General features: G+C 63.5%; 12 protein-coding genes and 1 pseudogene. 6 read left to right on the top strand and 7 right to left on the bottom strand.

Features of this window, described 5'->3' with window-relative positions; all coding sequences use genetic code 11:
* The first annotated feature begins 252 nt into the window (after positions 1–252).
* Positions 253–1,364 (top strand): annotated as a pseudogene (locus AC5ZGW_RS10185) (SMP-30/gluconolactonase/LRE family protein).
* 181 nt (positions 1,365–1,545) lie between these two features.
* Entirely contained in the window at positions 1,546–2,715 is a 1,170-nt protein-coding gene (locus tag AC5ZGW_RS10180) for an SMP-30/gluconolactonase/LRE family protein (protein ID WP_130224376.1), read from the top strand.
* Positions 2,716–2,774: 59 nt separating this feature from the next.
* On the opposite strand, the gene ppc is transcribed toward AC5ZGW_RS10180, so the two are convergent.
* The 3 genes from ppc to AC5ZGW_RS10165 all read right to left on the bottom strand — a co-directional run bounded on the left by ppc (position 2,775) and on the right by AC5ZGW_RS10165 (position 8,327).
* Complete coding sequence (gene ppc, locus AC5ZGW_RS10175; RefSeq protein WP_130224378.1) at positions 2,775–5,564, bottom strand: phosphoenolpyruvate carboxylase; 2,790 nt, start codon at positions 5,562–5,564, stop codon at positions 2,775–2,777.
* 253 nt (positions 5,565–5,817) lie between these two features.
* Positions 5,818–7,365 (bottom strand): acyl-CoA synthetase, encoded by a 1,548-nt coding sequence (locus AC5ZGW_RS10170; RefSeq protein WP_130224380.1) that lies wholly within the window; start codon positions 7,363–7,365, stop codon positions 5,818–5,820.
* A 149-nt stretch (positions 7,366–7,514) separates the two neighbouring features.
* On the bottom strand, positions 7,515–8,327 hold the full coding sequence (locus tag AC5ZGW_RS10165) for a crotonase/enoyl-CoA hydratase family protein (protein ID WP_130224384.1): 813 nt from the start codon (positions 8,325–8,327) through the stop codon (positions 7,515–7,517).
* A 100-nt stretch (positions 8,328–8,427) separates the two neighbouring features.
* Here AC5ZGW_RS10165 and AC5ZGW_RS10160 point away from each other — a divergent pair, with 100 nt between their 5' ends.
* On the top strand, positions 8,428–9,303 hold the full coding sequence (locus AC5ZGW_RS10160; protein WP_130224386.1) for an SDR family oxidoreductase: 876 nt from the start codon (positions 8,428–8,430) through the stop codon (positions 9,301–9,303).
* 136 nt (positions 9,304–9,439) lie between these two features.
* Here AC5ZGW_RS10160 and AC5ZGW_RS10155 read toward each other — a convergent pair whose 3' ends face one another.
* A complete protein-coding gene (locus tag AC5ZGW_RS10155) occupies positions 9,440–10,714 on the bottom strand; it encodes an acyl-CoA dehydrogenase family protein (protein WP_130224388.1) in 1,275 nt (424 codons plus the stop codon).
* Between the two features lie 220 nt (positions 10,715–10,934).
* Here AC5ZGW_RS10155 and AC5ZGW_RS10150 point away from each other — a divergent pair, with 220 nt between their 5' ends.
* A complete protein-coding gene (locus AC5ZGW_RS10150; protein WP_130224390.1) occupies positions 10,935–11,714 on the top strand; it encodes an enoyl-CoA hydratase-related protein in 780 nt (259 codons plus the stop codon).
* 189 nt (positions 11,715–11,903) lie between these two features.
* Here AC5ZGW_RS10150 and AC5ZGW_RS10145 read toward each other — a convergent pair whose 3' ends face one another.
* Genes AC5ZGW_RS10145 through AC5ZGW_RS10135 form a run of 3 tightly spaced genes read right to left on the bottom strand, consistent with a single transcriptional unit; the run spans position 11,904 to position 14,057 of the window.
* Positions 11,904–12,281, bottom strand: a complete 378-nt coding sequence (locus AC5ZGW_RS10145; RefSeq protein WP_130224392.1) for a DUF6285 domain-containing protein — start codon at positions 12,279–12,281, stop codon at positions 11,904–11,906.
* A gap of 1 nt (position 12,282) precedes the next feature.
* Positions 12,283–13,269: a phosphotransferase family protein gene (locus tag AC5ZGW_RS10140; RefSeq protein ID WP_130224393.1), complete on the bottom strand. Its 987-nt coding sequence runs from the start codon at positions 13,267–13,269 to the stop codon at positions 12,283–12,285.
* Positions 13,266–14,057 (bottom strand): enoyl-CoA hydratase/isomerase, encoded by a 792-nt coding sequence (locus tag AC5ZGW_RS10135; protein WP_130224395.1) that lies wholly within the window; start codon positions 14,055–14,057, stop codon positions 13,266–13,268. Before AC5ZGW_RS10135 ends, AC5ZGW_RS10140 begins: the two co-directional genes overlap by 4 nt.
* A gap of 183 nt (positions 14,058–14,240) precedes the next feature.
* Between AC5ZGW_RS10135 and AC5ZGW_RS10130 the strand changes: the two genes are divergently transcribed.
* The gene (locus tag AC5ZGW_RS10130; protein ID WP_130224397.1) at positions 14,241–15,020 is read left to right on the top strand and encodes an SDR family NAD(P)-dependent oxidoreductase; all 780 of its coding nucleotides are present in this window, start codon (positions 14,241–14,243) and stop codon (positions 15,018–15,020) included.
* 137 nt (positions 15,021–15,157) lie between these two features.
* Positions 15,158–16,432, top strand: coding sequence for an acyl-CoA dehydrogenase family protein (locus AC5ZGW_RS10125; RefSeq protein WP_130224399.1), 1,275 nt, complete (start codon positions 15,158–15,160; stop codon positions 16,430–16,432).
* Positions 16,433–16,524 lie beyond the last annotated feature (92 nt).

Raw genomic sequence — 16,524 nt, 5'->3', positions numbered from 1 at the left:
GTGAGGAGGCGCGCAGCGCCGTCTCGAACCATGAGGCCCCAATCTCCCCCCGTGGCCCATCCGTCAAGACGCCGCTTGCGTGGCTCCTCGGGATGAGGTCCGAGTGATGGTCTGACAACTTCATGACAGCGTCGCCCCCGCTGGCTCCCGGGACGACGCTATCTCCGGTTGTTTCGCTACGGCTGCCCGTTTTATGCCGGAATGCGGGCGCATGAGTTCCTTCCCAACAACAAAAAAGCCTGGGAGGAAGTCATGAACAATCCGAACAATTCACCCAACCAGCAGGACGGCGGCGCGATCGGGCTCGACCGCCGGACGCTATTGCGCAGTGCAACCGCGATTGCTGCAACTGCGGCGGTCGCGCCGGAAGCCTTTGCCCGCGACTTCGGTCGCAATGCGGAGCCGCAGCGCTATCCCGACCCCGATATCGTCGTGATCGATCCGAAGCGCTTCAAGGCCAAGGTCGGCAACACCGCGATCAAGCGTCTCTACACGGGCTGCCTGTGGGCCGAGGGCCGGCCTGGAATGCGCAGGGGCAATATCTGGTCTGGAGCGACATCCCCGCAAACCGGCAGCTTCGCTATCTCGACGATGACGGCCATATCTCGGAGCAGTTCCACAAGCCGTCGAACGAGGCCAACGGCAACTCCTTCGATTTCGAGGGACGCCAGATTTCAGCCGAACGCACGCGGCTGGTGCGCTACGAGCACAATGGTACGGTCACCACGCTGGCCCAGGAGGCCAACGGCAAGCCGCTGAACGGGCCGAACGACATGGTCGTCCACCCCAACGACAAGTCGATCTGGTTCACCGATCCCGGCTATGGCGCGATCTCGATCTATGAGGGACAGTTGGCCAACACCGGCTCGGTGCAGCCCTACCAGAAGGAAGCGGTGTACCGGGTCGACGGACAGTCCGGCCAGATCACCAAGGTTGCAGACGAGCCCTTCAAGCCGAACGGCATCGCCTTCAGCCACGACTACAAGAAGCTGTATGTCTGCGACACCGGCATCACGCACTATCCGAACGCCAACAACGTGGTCTGGAGCTACGACATCAACGGCGACAAGCTGTCCAACCCGAAGCAATTGATCGACATGAAGCTCGACGGCAAGTCAGGCTTCCCCGACGGACTGCGCGTCGACACCGAGGGCAACATCTGGGTGGGCGCCGGCTGGGTCGGCCCGGGCTATGACGGCGTGCAGGTGTTCGCCCCCGACGGCACGCGGATCGGCCAGATCCTGCTGCCTGAGACCTGCGCCAATGTCTGCTTCGGCGGCAAGAAGCGCAATCGCCTGTTCATGACCGCGAGCCAATCACTCTATGCGGTCTATGTGGAGACGCAGGGCGCGCATAACTGCTGACGCAGTCGGCTAATAGGGAGTGGCGAATGGCGGATAGAACGCCGCATTCGCTATTCACCTTCCCCACGCGCTATTCCTCAATCCCGCGGATATCCCGTTGATCGTGAGCTGGGAAGGATCGCCCGGTTTACGCCCGAATGCGGGCGGATGGTTTTCTCCCAACAAAAAATGGGAGGCAACTATGACAAAATCACTGACCATTTCCGCCGAGATCAATCAGCCCGGCCTCGGCCGCCGCACCGTTCTGAAGGGCGCGGCTGCGGCGCTTGCGGCGACCAGCTTCGGGGTACAAGGCGCTTCGGCAGCGACCGTCGCGCCACTCGGCCAAACGGGCACGCCAACGCGATCGACCGCGCCGCTGCCCTTGGGACCGCTGCCCGGCAGCCGGTATCCGGACTCCCACCTGGAATCTGCCAGGAAGGGAGGACCGCCAACGTTCGGGCCTCCCGGTTTCCCAGCCTTCGCGGGCACCATGGCAGTTGAGCGCGTCGCAACCGGCATGCGGTGGGCTGAGGGTCCGGTCTACTTCCCGGCCGGGCGCTACGTGCTGTTCAGTGACATTCCCAACAACCGTATCATGCGCTTCTCCGAGGATGACGGTCACGTGAGCGTATACCGGCAGCCATCGATGAACTCGAACGGCAACACCATCGATCGCGAAGGACGCCTGATCACTTGCGAACATTCCGGCCGACGCGTCACCCGTACCGAGCTCGACGGCTCGATCACCATCATCGCCGACAAATATAATGGCAAGAAACTGAATTCGCCGAATGATGCGGTTGTCACCTCCGATGGCGCGATCTGGTTCACCGATCCGGTCTACGGCATCGGCGGTTATTATGAGGGCATCAAGGCCGATCCTGAGCAGGAAAAGCACAACGTCTACCGGGTGGATCCGAAATCCGGGGACATCAAGGTTGTTGTCGACGATTTCGTTGAGCCCAACGGCATTGCGCTTTCGCCTGACGAGAAGAAGCTCTACGTCATCGACACCGGCTTTACAGACGGGCCGGAGAACCCGTCGCATATCCGAGTGTTCGACCTCGATGTTGCGGGCGGAAAGGTATCGAACGGCAAGGTCTTCGCGGAAATGCCCAAACCCAGCATTACCGACGGAGTGCGAACTGACACCGCCGGGCGTGTTTGGTGCTCCGTGGGTTGGGGCGATCCGAATGAAGATGGCGTGCGTTGCTACAGTCCGGACGGTAATCTGCTCGGCAGGATTCACATTCCGGAAACCGTCGCCAACCTCTGCTTCGGCGGTCAGCAGCGAAATCGACTGTACATCTGCGGCTCGACATCGCTCTATGCCGTCTACACGAGTGCACAGGGCTCGATGAAGCCATAAGAAAAGTAAATGGCGAGTAGGGAGTAGCGTCTCTACTCGCCATTCGCTGTTCGCCTTCCCTACCCGCTATTCCTCAACCCTGCGGAGATCCCGTTGATCGTGAGCTGGATGCCGCGCAGCACCTGCTCGTCAGGGTTCTGCGCGCGGTGCTCTTTCAACAGTTCCACCTGCACGTGGTTCAGCGGATCGAGATAAGGGAAGCGGTTGCGGATCGAGCGTTCGAGCAGCGGGTTGCCCTGCAACAACCGCTCATGGCCCATGATGTCCAGCAGCGTCTCGATCGACAGGTGCCATTCGCGGCGGATGCGGCCGAAAATCTTCTCGCGCAACTCCGCATCCGGCACCAGCTCGGCATAGCGCGAGGCGATCGCGATCGAGCTCTTTGCCAGCACCATGTCCATGTTGGAGAGCAGCGTGCGGAAGAACGGCCATTCCTTGTAGAGCTCCTGCAGGAACGGCATGCCCTGCTCCGGATGCTCCGCGATCCAGGTCTCGACCGCGCTGCCGAAGCCATACCAGCCCGGCAGCATCAGCCGGCACTGCGCCCAGGAGAACACCCAGGGAATGGCGCGGAGGTCCTCGATCTCGCGGGTCTTCTTGCGCGACGCCGGACGGCTGCCGATGTTGAGTGTCGCGATCTCGTTGATGACGGTCGAGCCCCAGAAATAATCAGCAAAGCCGTCGGTCTCGTAGACCAGACCGCGGTAGGCCTTGAAGGCAAGCGCCGAAAGCTGCTCCATCGCCTTCAGGTATTCGGCGCGCGGCGCGCTTTGCCTGGGCTGCAAGAGGCTGGTCTCGAGCGTCGCGGCGGCAAGGATCTCCAGGTTGTTGCGGCCGACTTCGGCGTTGGAATATTTGCTCGAGATGATCTCGCCCTGCTCGGTGATCCTGATCTGGCCGTTCACGGCGCCGCCGGGCTGGGCGATGATGGCGTCATAGCTCGGGCCGCCGCCGCGGCCGACCGAGCCGCCGCGGCCATGGAACAGACGCAGGCGCACGTGATGGCGCTCGAACACCTCGACGAGGCCGATCTCCGCCTTGTAGAGCTCCCAGCCCGAAGTGACGAACCCGCCGTCTTTGTTGCTGTCGGAATAGCCGAGCATGACCTCCTGCACGCCGCCGCGACTGTCCACCAAGCGGCGGTAATCGTGCAGCGCCAGCATGCGGTCCATGATGCCGCTGGAGGCCTGAAGATCCTCGATGGTCTCGAACAGCGGCACGATGTTGATGGCGCTGCGGCCGGAGGGATTGATGAGCCCGACCTCCTTCAAGAGCACAGCGACCTCGAGCATGTCGGACATGCCCTTGCACATCGAGATGATGCATTGGGAAATCGCCTCCGCGCCGAAGGTCGCATGCGCTTCGGCGGCTGCCCGGAACACGGCGAGTTCGCCTTGCGTCTCCTCGCTGTATTTCACGAAGGGCGAGGACAACGGACGCGCGCTGCGAAGTTCGCCGAGCAACAGGTTGATGCGGGCATCCTCGCTGAGCGCCATGTAGGACATGCCGGGGATCGCAGTATCAAGCAGTTCGGCGACGGTGCGCTCATGCACCGCGGAGTTTTGCCTGATGTCGAGGCGGGCGAGATGGAAGCCGAAGCAATCCACCGCGCGCCGCAGCAGCCGCAAGCGTCCACGCGCGATGACGGCGGAATTGTTGGCAATCAGCGAGCGGTCGAGCACATCGAGGTCGGCCTTCAGCTCATTCACATTGGTATACGGCTCGGCCTTGCCGACCGGCCGCCGCGTGATCTCGACCTGCAGCTTCTCGGCGGTCGCGGTGAGCCGGGCATAGATGCCGGACACCGCCAAACGATAGGGCTCGCCGCTCCGGTGCGGCGAAGGATCGGGCGAGCGCTCGGCGAGCACACGCAGCTCGTCAGAAACATCGGCAAGGTTCTTGGCTAGCGACAATTCGGCGCCGAGTAAGTGCAGCTCTTCCAGATAGAAGCTCAAGATCCGGCTCGACTGCAGCCGCAGCGTGCCGCGCATGACGTCGGCGGTGACGAACGGGTTGCCGTCGCGGTCGCCGCCGATCCAGCTTCCCATCTTCAGGAAGGATGCGAGTTCGCCGGGCTCGCCGCCTTCCTTGTTGAGCCGGTCTTCCAGCGCACAATGCAGCCGCGGCACCTCGTGGAGGAACGTGTAGTCGTAGAACGACAATCCGTTGGTGACCTCGTCCAGCACCGTAAGCTTGGTCCGGCGCAACAGATTGGTCTGCCATAGCGTCACCACGGCGCGGCGAAGCTGCTCGTCGCTGGCCTCGCTCTCTTCGGGCGTCATCTGCAACCGCTCGCGCCGGTCGAGCAGACGTGCGACCTCCATCTCGCGGTCCATGGTGCTCTTGCGCCGGACCTCGGTCGGATGCGCCGTCAGGACCGGGCTGACCAGGGCACCCTTGAAGAAGCGGCGCAGATCGTCAGGGCTGAATCCAGCCTGCTGCGCATGGCTCACCGCCTGCGTCAGCAGGCTCGGACGCGGCGCACCGGCTCCCCGCCCCCGCATCTGGCGGATGTTGTTCTGGTCCTCGGCGATGTTGGCGAGGTGGGAGAAATAGCTGAAGGCGCGGACGATCCGCACCGTCTCCGAGATCGACATGCTGTCGAGGATGGTTTCCAGTTCCCGCCGCGCCAGCCGGTCTTCATCCCGATGGAACCGGATCGAGGTCTGGCGGATGCGTTCGACCAGGTCGAAGACGTCGGCGCCCTCCTGGTCGCGCACGGTGTCGCCAAGGACGCGCCCGAGCAGGCGGATGTCAGTGCGCAGCCGCGTGTCTTCCTCAAGCGCCTGGCTGTCCTCAGCGCGGTTGGCGCGGACATCGGTTTCGGAAGACGTGGTCTGGGGAGACATTGGCTGATCGCTCCAGCAACTGCCCGGCAGGCGCGGAGTGTGCAACTTTTTTGCCGCAGCGCAAGATGAAGTTGGAGGCGGCGCACACAGGATGTTGCGCCGCCGACCTCGGCTTCCAACCTCATCCTGAGGGGCCGCGCCAGCGGCGTCTCGAAGGATGGGCCGCGGGCGCTGTCGGGGCCTCATGGTTCGAGACGGCGCTACGGGCCTCCTCACCATGAGGGTCTGTCATCAAGCCCGGGACGACGGGAGGCTAAATCCTCCTTCCCGCCTGCTCCCAATAGGGGTCGCGGAGGCGGCGCTTGAAGATTTTGCCGGAATCCTCGCGCGGCAGGTTGGTTGCGATTTCGATGTGCTTGGGCACCTTGTAGTCGGCGAGCGAGTTCTTGAGCTGGGCGCGGACCGAGGCGACGTCCAGCTTGGCCCCTGCTTGCGGCTCGACCACCGCCATCAGCGCCTCGCCGAATTCGGCATCGGGGATGCCGAACACCGCACAATCATGCACGCCGGGAACGGCATGCAGCATCGCCTCGATCTCGGCCGGATAGATGTTGACCCCGCCCGAAATCACCATGTCGCGCTTGCGATCGCAGATGAAGACGTAACCGTCCTGGTCGATATAGCCGACATCCCCTGACGTGATGAATCCGTCGCGGTCGATCTCGGCGCGCTTTTCGGGCTTGTTGTGGTAGGTGAAATCCGGATTGCCTGATATCCGCGAATAGATTTCGCCGATCTCGCCTGATCGCAGCACTTTGCCGTCCTCGCCGATGAAGCGCAGCTCGGCGCCGGGCGAAATCTTGCCGACAGTGCCGGGCTTCTTCAGCGCATCCTCGGAATTCGCGAACGTTACCGCCCCAGACTCGGTCGAGCCGTAGAACTCATAGATCACCGGCCCCCACCACTCGATCATCGCGCGCTTGATATCGGCCGGACAGGGCGCGGCAGCGTGGATGACATGGCGCAGCGAGGACACGTCATATTTCCTGCGCACCTTCTCCGGCAGCTTCATCAGGCGGATGAACATGGTCGGCACCATGAAGACGGTGTCGACCCGCTGCTCCTCGACTAAGCTGAGGAAATCTTCCGCATCGAAGCGCGGCATCATCAGCAGCGCGCCGCCGAGCCGGCCGGAGCGGAGGCCGAAGGAATTCGGCGCGGAATGATAGAGCGGGCCCGGAAGCAGCGCGCGGACGCCGGGCCTGAGACCATAGATCATGGCGCGCATCGCTTCCGCATTGGCCGCCTGCTCCGGCGTCGGCGCAAAGCGGCGGACGCCCTTGGGATGGCCTGTTGTGCCCGAGGTGTAGATCATGTTCTGCGGCTGCGGCACTACCGGGCCGTCATAACGTGGGTGTTTCGCGAGCCACGGCTCGAAATCAACAGCGAAATCCGGCACGCCGAGATGATCGGGATTGATCTTGTAGTTGGCGAGGATCTCCGGCGGCGTCGGCACGCTCAGCACGGTGATGCCGGCAGGGATCGCATCCCGCAGCGGATGCAGCATGTCGGCATGCGCGATCAGGACCCTCGTGCCGGAATCCGTCAGCACGTAGTTGATCTCTTCCGGCTTGAAATGCCAGTTGATCGGCACGCCATAGGCCCCGAGCCGCATCGCGGCATAGGCGGCCTCGATGAAGGCGATGTCGTTGCGCATCAGCATGCACACGCTGTCGCCCTCGCGGACGCCAAGCTTCCGCAGGCCGCTGGCGATGCGCTCAGTGCGCTGGGCGACTTCCTCATGCGTGCGACGGCGATCGCCGCTGATGATGCCGAGGAAGAGTTGGGAGGTTTCGCTCATTTGCTTGTTGTTCTTGTCCGTTGTTGGCCCGGCATTCGCTGTTTTCGTCATCACCGGGCTTGTCCCGGTGATCCACGTTCTTGCTTCGTCGCCGAGAGACCAAAACGTGGATGGCCGGGACAAGCCCGGCCATGACGGCGTGAGAGGCCCTACACGTCCACAAAGCGCGGCGGGCGCTTGTCGATGTTGGCGCGCACGGCCTCCGTCTGGTTCGGGCTGGCCAACAGCTTCTGCTGCTCGACGGACTCGGCGAGCAGCGCCGGGCCGGGATCGACCGACAGCTTGTTCAGCAGGCGCTTGGCGGCACGGACCGCATCCGGGCTCTTGCCGGCAATCTCGCGCGCGACCTCGAAGGCCGCGGCGCGCGGATCGTCGCACACGCGGGTGGCGAGGCCATAGCCCAGGGCCTCCTGGGCCGAGAAGATGCGCCCCGTATAGGTGAGCTCGCGCAGGATATCGTCACGCACCAGCGTGGCGAGGATCGGCGTGCCCGCCATGTCGGGGACGAGGCCCCATTTGATCTCCATGATCGACATCCGCGCGTCAGCGCTGAGGAAGCGCATGTCGGCGCCAAGCGCGAGCTGGAAGCCGCCGCCGAAGGCGACGCCATGGACCGCGGCGATGACCGGCACCGGGAGCTGCCGCCAGCCCCAGACTGCCTGTTGCGGGAAATTGGCCTGCCCGTGGGTGCGGATGGTGAGGTCCCGCTTCTCGCCGCCGGCAATCCCGTTGCCGCCCTTCTCCTTCATCGCGGCGAAACGCCCCATGTCGAGACCGGCGCAGAACGCCCGCCCCTCCCCGGACAATACTACCACCCGGACGCCTTTTTCGGTCGAAAGGCGCTCGGTTGCGGCCACCAGCGCCTCGAACATCGGGGCATCCAGCGCATTCATCTTGTCCGCGCGCACCAGCCGGACATCGGCGATCCCATCGGAAACCGAGATCGTGACGCGTTGCTCCATGGAATTGTCCTCCGCTGTTCTTGTTGCCGCTTTACAGAAGGGCCGTTGCCGGTTTTAGTCAATCGACCAATTAACTGACAATCCCCTTTGGGTGGAAACCATGTTCACAGATCAGCTTCTCGCCGGACGGCGTATCCACGTGACCGGGGGCGGTACCGGCCTCGGCAAGTCCATGGCCGCGAAGTTCCTGCAACTGGGGGCCGAAGTGCATATCTGCGGCCGCCGCAAGATCGTCTGCGACGAGACCGCAACGGAACTGATGGACCAGCACGGCGGGCGCGTGGTCAGCCACGGCGTCGATATCCGCAATGCACTGGCCGTCGACGAGATGATCGAGGCGATCTGGACGACCAGCGGTCCCGTCACCGACCTCATCAACAACGCCGCCGGCAATTTTATCTCGCGCTCCGAAGAGCTCTCGCCGCGCGGCTTCGATGCGGTGGCCAATATCGTCATGCACGGCACGTTCTACGTCACCCATGCGGTCGGGCGGCGCTGGATCGCCGGCAAGCATCGCGGCAACGTGGTGTCGATCACCGTCACCTGGGTGCGCAACGGCTCGCCCTATGTGGTGCCGTCGGCGATGAGCAAGTCCGCGATCCACGCAATGACCATGTCGCTCGCGATCGAATGGGGCAAATACGGCATCCGCCTCAACACCATCGCGCCCGGCGAAATCCCGACCGAAGGCATGAGCAAGCGCATCAAGCCGGGCGACGAAGCCGGCGCGCGGACCAAGGCGATGAACCCGATGGGCCGCGTCGGCACCCTGGAGGAATTGCAGAACCTCGCCGTGTTCCTGATCTCCGGCGGCTGCGATTGGATCAACGGCGAGACCATCGCAATGGACGGCGCCCAGGCGCTCGCGATGGGCGGCAATTTCTATCAGCTCCGCGAATGGAGCGACGACGACTGGACCAACGCGCGCGACTCGATCAAGGCGCAGAATGAGAAGGATCGCGCAGCGCGGGGTTGACGTCGCCAAGGACGGCGTCATTGCAAGCCGCCACTCTCGCTCCCGTCATTGCGAGCGGAGCGAAGCAATCCATCGCGCCACTTGCGGAGACATGGATTGCTTCGTCGCTCGCGCTCCTCGCAATGACGGCAAAAACTCAATGCTTCCCCGCCCCCATATAGCCGAACAGGAATCCCGCCACTTTGCGCTTCTGGATTTCCTCGCTGCCTTCCGTGATGCGGTAGCGGCGGTGGTGGCGGTAGATGTGCTCGAACGGCTTGTGGCGTGAATAGCCCATGCCGCCGTGGACCTGCATGGCGCGGTCGGCGGCCTCGCAACAGAGGCGGTTTGCCCAGTAGTTGCACATCGAGACCTTGTCGGAGAGCGTGTGCTCGACCTGCGCCTGGGTGAGCTGGTCCATCTCCCAGGCGGTCTTGCGGATCAAGAGACGCAGCATCTCGGCTTGGGTCGCAAGCTCCACCAGTGGCCACTGGATCGCCTGGTTCTCGGCCAGCGCCTTGCCGAACGGTTTTCGTTCGCGCGCATAGGTGACGCTTTCATTGATGCAGTAGACGGCCGCGCCGAGCGAGCTCGCAGCCTGGCGGATGCGGTTCTCGTGCACGAAGCATTGCGCCAGCGACAGCCCGCGGCCGACCTCGCCGAACAGCGCATCCTCAGGCACGAATACATCCGTGAAGCTGACGCGGGGATGATCGGTCGGCATGTTGAAGGTCCACATATATTCCTCGACCTTCACGCCTTCCGATTTCGCCGGCACGAGGAAGCAGGTGATGCCGCGCGCATCGCCGTCATTGCCCGACGTGCGCGCGAACAGCGCGCAATGGGTTGCGACATGCATGCCGGTGGTCCACATCTTCTCGCCGCTGATGACCCAGCCCTTGACGTTGTCGCGGGTCGCAGGCTCCGCCCTGGTCTCCATATGGGTCGCATCGGAGCCGTGGTCGGGCTCGGTGAGGCCGAAGGTGATGCGGTATTTTCCTGTGATCGAACCGTCGATCATCGCCTTCTGTGCGTCGCTGCCGTAGCGGTCGAGCATGGTGACGACAGGAAAATTGCCGACGATCGAATGCTCGTTCTGCAGGTCGTTGTGCAGGCCTAGCCCCTTGGAGGCGAAATGCTCGCGGATCACCGCCATCCAGAGATTGGAGCCGTCCTTGCCGCCATAGCGTTTCGGGATCGCAAAGCGCAGATGGCCCGCGGCATCGGCGCGGTCCTTGGCTTTGCGCAGCAGCGCTTCCCATTCGTGCCGCGGCAGGCCCCCGTTCTCGAAATCGGTGCGCGCCCATTCGCGGCGGTGGTCGAAGAAGCGGATGTTATCGTCGGCCTCCTCCAGCGGCTTGATCTCGCGCGCGATGAAGGTATCGAGTTCGGCGAGATAGGCGACGAGGTCCGCCGGCAGGTTGAAATCCAAGGTAGTCTCTCCCGCAAGATGTCGTTGCTTATCGTTTTGCGTTTAGGCGCTGCACGCCTCTGCTCAGCTCGATTAAGGTGAGAAGACGGCACTCAAGTCAAGCAATCACGTCGCGCTCGGCATGCGCAGACGCCTTGCGTAATTGGCTGGCATCGAGCGCCTGAGCCGCGCTACTATTGAGATCAATATTCTTCGCCACAGAAAATCAGCGGGAGCGAACATGGATCTGAAATTCTCGAAGGTGGAACGCAAGGGACCGATCACCATCGTGACGCTGTCGCGCCCTGAGGTGTACAACGCGCTGCATATCGATGCGCATTTCGAGCTCAACAAGGTGTTCGATGATTTCTCCGCCGATCCCGAGCAGTGGGTCGCGATCGTTACCGGTGCCGGCGACAAGGCGTTCTGCGCCGGCAACGATTTGAAATGGCAGGCGGCTGGCGGCAAGCGCGGCTGGGACAAGGGCGGCTTCGGCGGGCTGACCTCGCGCTTCGACTGCGACAAGCCGATCATCGCCGCGGTCAATGGCGTCGCGATGGGTGGAGGATTCGAGATCGCGCTCGCCTGCGACCTGATCATCGCCGCTGAGAATGCGACCTTCGCGCTGCCGGAACCGCGCGTTGGCCTCGCCGCGCTCGCCGGTGGCCTGCACCGATTGCCGCGGCAGATCGGGCTGAAGCGCGCGATGGGCATGATCCTCACCGCCCGTCACGTCAGCGCCAAGGAAGGCCTTGAGCTCGGCTTCGTCAACGAGGTCGTGCCGCAGGGCGAAGCGCTCGCTGCAGCCGTGCGCTGGGCCGAGACCATCTGCAAGAATTCGCCGATGTCGATCCGCGCCTCCAAGCAGACCATCGAACGCGGGCTCGCCGTGTCGCTGGAGCAGGCGATCAACGAGCAGCGCGAGTACCCCGCTGTGAAGGCGATGGCGGCCTCGCAGGATTACATCGAGGGCCCGAAGGCGTTTGCCGAGAAGCGGCCGCCGAAATGGGTGGGGAAGTAACGGCCTCCCCGTCATTGCGAGCGGAGCGAAGCAATCCATTTCGCCACCTGTGGAGAGATGGATTGCTTCGGTCGCTTCGCTCCTCGCAATGACGGTCGTGGTTGAAGCCGTTGTAGGATGGGTAGAGCGGAGCGAAACCCATCACGCGTCCGCATGCGTGATGATGGGTTTCGCTGCGCTCTACCCATCCTACGATTTCTGCCCCAGCTCCCGCTTGTACGATGCATAGTTCGGCTGATCGACGGCGAGCTTGTCCATCGTGGTCTGCCAGAGGTGATCAGCCAGTCCCGGCGTCTGCAGATCGATCTCGCCTTTTGCGATCTTCTCAGAGAGTGCGCGGTTCAGTTCGATCAATGAGCCATCGATACCGAGTAATTGCTTCAGCCGCGCTGCCTCCGCGGTGTCGGCCGCCTGGGCGAGTGAGAGCTGGCGCGTCACGAGGTCGAGCGCGTTGATGCCGACGCGGAGCTTGAATGCGTTGTGGCCCTTGATCGCGGGCGCTATCTCGTTGCGCAGGAAGTCCGCGACTACCTTGATCAGTTCGGTCGGTGTCGGTTCATCCTGCATCTCAACGCCCTCGCGGTGCCAGTAGCCTGAGCAGATCGATCTCGGTCTCCGAGGCGCGGCGACCGATCATCGCGCGCTCCATCGAATGGTCCGGGCCAATGCGAAAGCGCTGCATCATGCCGCAGCACATCACGCCCCAGCGCAGCGTGCCCATGACTTCCCAGAACATCACCCTGCTAGGATCGACCGTGCCGCCGGCCTCCTCATAGCCTGCGAACAATTCCTCGCGCGAGCCGAAGCCGCCGACCGGCTTGTCGATCTCGCCGAAGCGCCAGGAGTTGACGCAGCTCCAGCCGAGATCCTCCATCGGGTCGCCGAAATGCGCGAGCTCCCAATCCAGCACCGCGCGCACGCCGTCTGGGCCGATGATGAGGTTGCCATGACGGAAATCGCCATGCACCAGCGTCACCTCGTCCGATGGACCGGGATCATGGTCGCGCAGCCAGCGCAGCGCCAATTCGAACACCGGGCGCGGCCAGTCGAAGCCGCGATATTCCCGCTCGAGATCGCCGATCTCCTTGGTCGCCGTCATCTGCCTCAGCTTCGGCAGTTTCGTCGCCGGCAAGCCGTGGATGCCCGCTGCAACCTTGCCGAGCTGGCGCGCCAGCAGCGGCCGCGCTTTGGCAAACTGCTCGTCGCGCAGGATCTTGCGCGCGATGGTCTCGCCCTCAACGCGGGCCATGATGAAGCCGGTACCAAGCCCCTCCTCCGGCCTCAGCACATGCAGCACGCGCGGCGACGGCAGGCCGGCATCATGCGCAAGCTGCATCAAACTCGCCTCGGCATCGAGCCCGGCCGCGCGCGAGGGCGCGGCGCCATAGCCGGGCGGCGCGCGGCGCAGGATCGCGCCGATATTGCCGCCCGGATGCACGATGTCGAAGGTCCAGGTTTCTTGGCTGGCGCCGCCGGAGAGTTTTGCGGCGCCGGTGACGCCGGTCGCGCCCGGATGGAAGGACGCGACGCAGCGCGCGAGCTCGGCCTCGATCATTTGCCCTTGAACTTCGCGGGGCGCTTCTCGAGGAACGCGGTGACGCCTTCCTTGAAATCCTCGGTGGTGCCGGCCTGTCGCTGGCACTGGAATTCAAGGTTGAGCTGATCCTCGAACGAATTCTCCGGGCTGTCCCAATAGAGCTTGCGGATCAGCGACAGCGCCACGGTCGGCCCATTGGCGAGCTCATGCGCGAGCTTCATCGCTTCATCCATCAGCGCGCCGTCATCATGGAGCCGGTTGATGAGGCCCCATTCCAGCGCCTTCTCGGCCGGCAGCCGCTCGCCCATCAGCGACAATTCGATTGCACGCGCCTTGCCGACCAGTCGCGGCAGCAGCCAGGTCGAGCCGCAATCCGGCACCAGGCCGATGCGACGGAACGCCTGCAGGAAATAGGCCGAACGCGCGCACAGGATCATATCGCCCATCAGCGCGAAGCTCATGCCGGCGCCCGCTGCCGGACCATTGACCGCGGTGACGATCGGGCAATGCAGATTGCGCAGCCGCCGCAGGAACGGATGGAACGCGGTCTCCAGCGCTGCGCCGGCGTTTCGCCTGCCCGGCGTCTGGTTGTTGCGTCCCTGCAGATTGGCGCCGGTGCAGAAAGCGCGGCCGGCACCGGTGATGACAACGCAGCGCACCTCGTCCCGCTTGTCCTCGATCGCATCGAGCGCTTCGGCCAGGCCGCCGAGCATGTCGATCGACACCGCGTTCATGACCTCCTGATGGTCGAGCTTGAGGACCGCGACCGGTCCATCGAAATCGAGCGTGACGTGCTTGAATTGCATTGTTTCCTCGCGAGTTGCGCCCGCGCCATGAGTAACGCGGTGGCCAAATCCCTAGGCCCATATTTGATTTTTGAGGCGGGCTTGTCCATGGTGGAGCAAGAACGCCTCGCTTTCGGATGCACGATTAACGTGCGTCAGGGCAAATGGAAACACCCCAGGGAAATACGCCAAGGAAAAAATACCATGAGCATCTTCGACCTCTCGGGCCGCGTTGCGGTCATCACCGGTGGCAATGGCGGGATCGGGCTTGGCATCGCGCAGGCGCTCAATGCCGCCGGCTGCAATGTCTCGATCTGGGGCCGCAACGCCGAGAAGAACAAGGCCGCCGCGGCAACGATGGCGGCGGGTCCCGGCAAGGTCGACACCCGCATCTGTGACGTCAGCAATGCCGCCTCGGTGCAGGACGCGATGAAGGCGACGCTCGACACCTTCGGCCGCGTCGATGGCTGCTTTGCCAATGCCGGGATCGGCGGCGGCGGACGGCGCGCCTTCATCGACCGCACCGAGGAGGAATGGCGAACCATGTTCGCAACCAATCTCGACGGCGTGTTCCATGTATTCCAGGCCGCCGCCCGCCACATGACCGAGCGCGCCGAAGCCGGCGATGCCTTCGGCCGCCTCGTCGCCACATCGAGCCTGGCGTCGCTGTTCGGCACCGCACGCAACGAGCACTATGCCGGCACCAAGGCCGCGATCAATGCTCTCATCCGCGCGCTCGGCGTCGAGCTGGCCCGCCATGGCGTCACCGCGAATGCAATCCTGCCCGGCTGGATCAAGAGCGACATGACGGCCGGCATAATGGCGAATGACAAATTCGTCGCCAATGTGATGCCGCGCATCCCGGTGCGCCGCTTCGGCGAACCCTCCGACTTCGGCGGCATCGCGGTCTATCTGATGAGCAAGGCGTCGTCGTACCACACGACGGATTGTTTCGTGATCGACGGCGGCTACACGGCGTTTTAAACGCTGTTCGAATTCCGTCATGCGGCACTCGTGTCCTGCGCTGCGTCAGCGCAGGCACCCATGAAAAATGTGCGCTCGCACTTTGAAACCGCCGCGGCTATGTTGGCCGCAACGATCTCGGCGATGGGAGGAAGAAAATGAAACACGCCTACATACCCCGGACCACCAACTACACGCTCAATCCGGGCGACGAGCTCAACGACCTCCGCATGTCGGATCAGGTCCGCCCGCTCTATGAGCATGTGAAGAAGTTCATCCGGGAAACCGTCGAGCCGATGTCGGTCGAATTCTATCGCCACGGCGAGAACAAGAACGACCGCTGGAGCTTCACCGACGGCCAGCTCGAAGTGCTCGATAAGGCCAAGAAGAAGGCCAAAGAGGAAGGCCTCTGGAATTTCTTCCTGCCCGACGCCGAGACTGGCGAAGGCCTGAACAATCTCGACTACGCCTATATTGCAGCCGAGCTCGGCAAGAGCCCGCTGGCCTCCGAGACCATGAACTGCTCGGCGCCCGACACCGGCAACATGGAAGTGCTGGAGCGTGTCGGCACCAAGGCGCAGAAGGAGAAGTGGCTGAAGCCGCTCCTGAACGGCGAGATCCGTTCGGCCTACGCGATGACGGAGCCGAACGTCGCCTCGTCGGACGCCAAGAACATCTCCACCACCGCAAAGCTCGTCGGCGACGAGTGGGTGATCAACGGCGAGAAATATTACATCTCCGGCCTCGGCGATCCCCGCTGCAAGATCATGATCGTGATGGTGAAGACCAATCCGGACGCGCCGCCGAGCAAGCAGCAGTCGCAGATCCTGGTGCCAAAGGACACGCCTGGCGTCGAGATCCTCGGTCCTATGCATGTGTTCGGACAGGATCATGCACCGCGCGGCCACATGCATCTGCGCTTCAACAACGTCCGGGTGCCGAAGGACAACATCCTGCTCGGCGAGGGCCGCGGCTTCGAAATTTCGCAGGTTCGCCTGGGGCCGGGCCGCATCCACCACTGCATGCGCACCATCGGCAAAGCGGAGAAGGCGCTCGACATGATGGTGCAGCGCGGCCTCACCCGTGAAGCCTTCGGCAAGAAGATCGCGCATCTCGGCGGCAATCTGCAGATCATCGCGCAGGCGCGCTGCGAGATCGAGGCGATGCGGCTGATGGTGCTGAAGGCGGCGAAGGCGATGGACGTGCTCGGCAACAAGGAAGCGCGCGTCTGGGTCTCCATGGTCAAGGCCATGATCCCCGAGCGCGCCTGCAAGATCATCGACCAGGCAATCCAGATGCACGGCGCCACCGGCATCTCGCAATGGACGCCGCTTGCCGAAATGTACCAGGACGTCCGCCATCTCCGCTTCGCCGACGGTCCGGACGAAGTGCACTGGATGGTGGTCGGCCGACACGAACTCAGCATGCCGTAGCGGACGCGGCGATCCGTAGATGGGGTAACGGGCCGCGGTCTGCCCTCCAAGCAAGCCGCGCTTGCTACGGCGCTATGGGTGGCGCGCTGCGC

Source organism: Bradyrhizobium sp. Crot121 (assembly GCF_059512385.1).
This window is presented reverse-complemented; position numbering and strand designations above follow the sequence as displayed.

Coding starts and splice junctions, on each gene's coding strand:
- AC5ZGW_RS10170 (WP_130224380.1), bottom strand. CDS start 7,365: ATGAGCGAAACCTCCCAACTCTTCCTCGGCATCATCAGCGGCGATCGC.
- AC5ZGW_RS10150 (WP_130224390.1), top strand. CDS start 10,935: ATGGATCTGAAATTCTCGAAGGTGGAACGCAAGGGACCGATCACCATC.
- ppc (WP_130224378.1), bottom strand. CDS start 5,564: ATGTCTCCCCAGACCACGTCTTCCGAAACCGATGTCCGCGCCAACCGC.
- AC5ZGW_RS10160 (WP_130224386.1), top strand. CDS start 8,428: ATGTTCACAGATCAGCTTCTCGCCGGACGGCGTATCCACGTGACCGGG.
- AC5ZGW_RS10180 (WP_130224376.1), top strand. CDS start 1,546: ATGACAAAATCACTGACCATTTCCGCCGAGATCAATCAGCCCGGCCTC.
- AC5ZGW_RS10165 (WP_130224384.1), bottom strand. CDS start 8,327: ATGGAGCAACGCGTCACGATCTCGGTTTCCGATGGGATCGCCGATGTC.
- AC5ZGW_RS10140 (WP_130224393.1), bottom strand. CDS start 13,269: ATGATCGAGGCCGAGCTCGCGCGCTGCGTCGCGTCCTTCCATCCGGGC.
- AC5ZGW_RS10145 (WP_130224392.1), bottom strand. CDS start 12,281: ATGCAGGATGAACCGACACCGACCGAACTGATCAAGGTAGTCGCGGAC.
- AC5ZGW_RS10125 (WP_130224399.1), top strand. CDS start 15,158: ATGAAACACGCCTACATACCCCGGACCACCAACTACACGCTCAATCCG.
- AC5ZGW_RS10135 (WP_130224395.1), bottom strand. CDS start 14,057: ATGCAATTCAAGCACGTCACGCTCGATTTCGATGGACCGGTCGCGGTC.
- AC5ZGW_RS10130 (WP_130224397.1), top strand. CDS start 14,241: ATGAGCATCTTCGACCTCTCGGGCCGCGTTGCGGTCATCACCGGTGGC.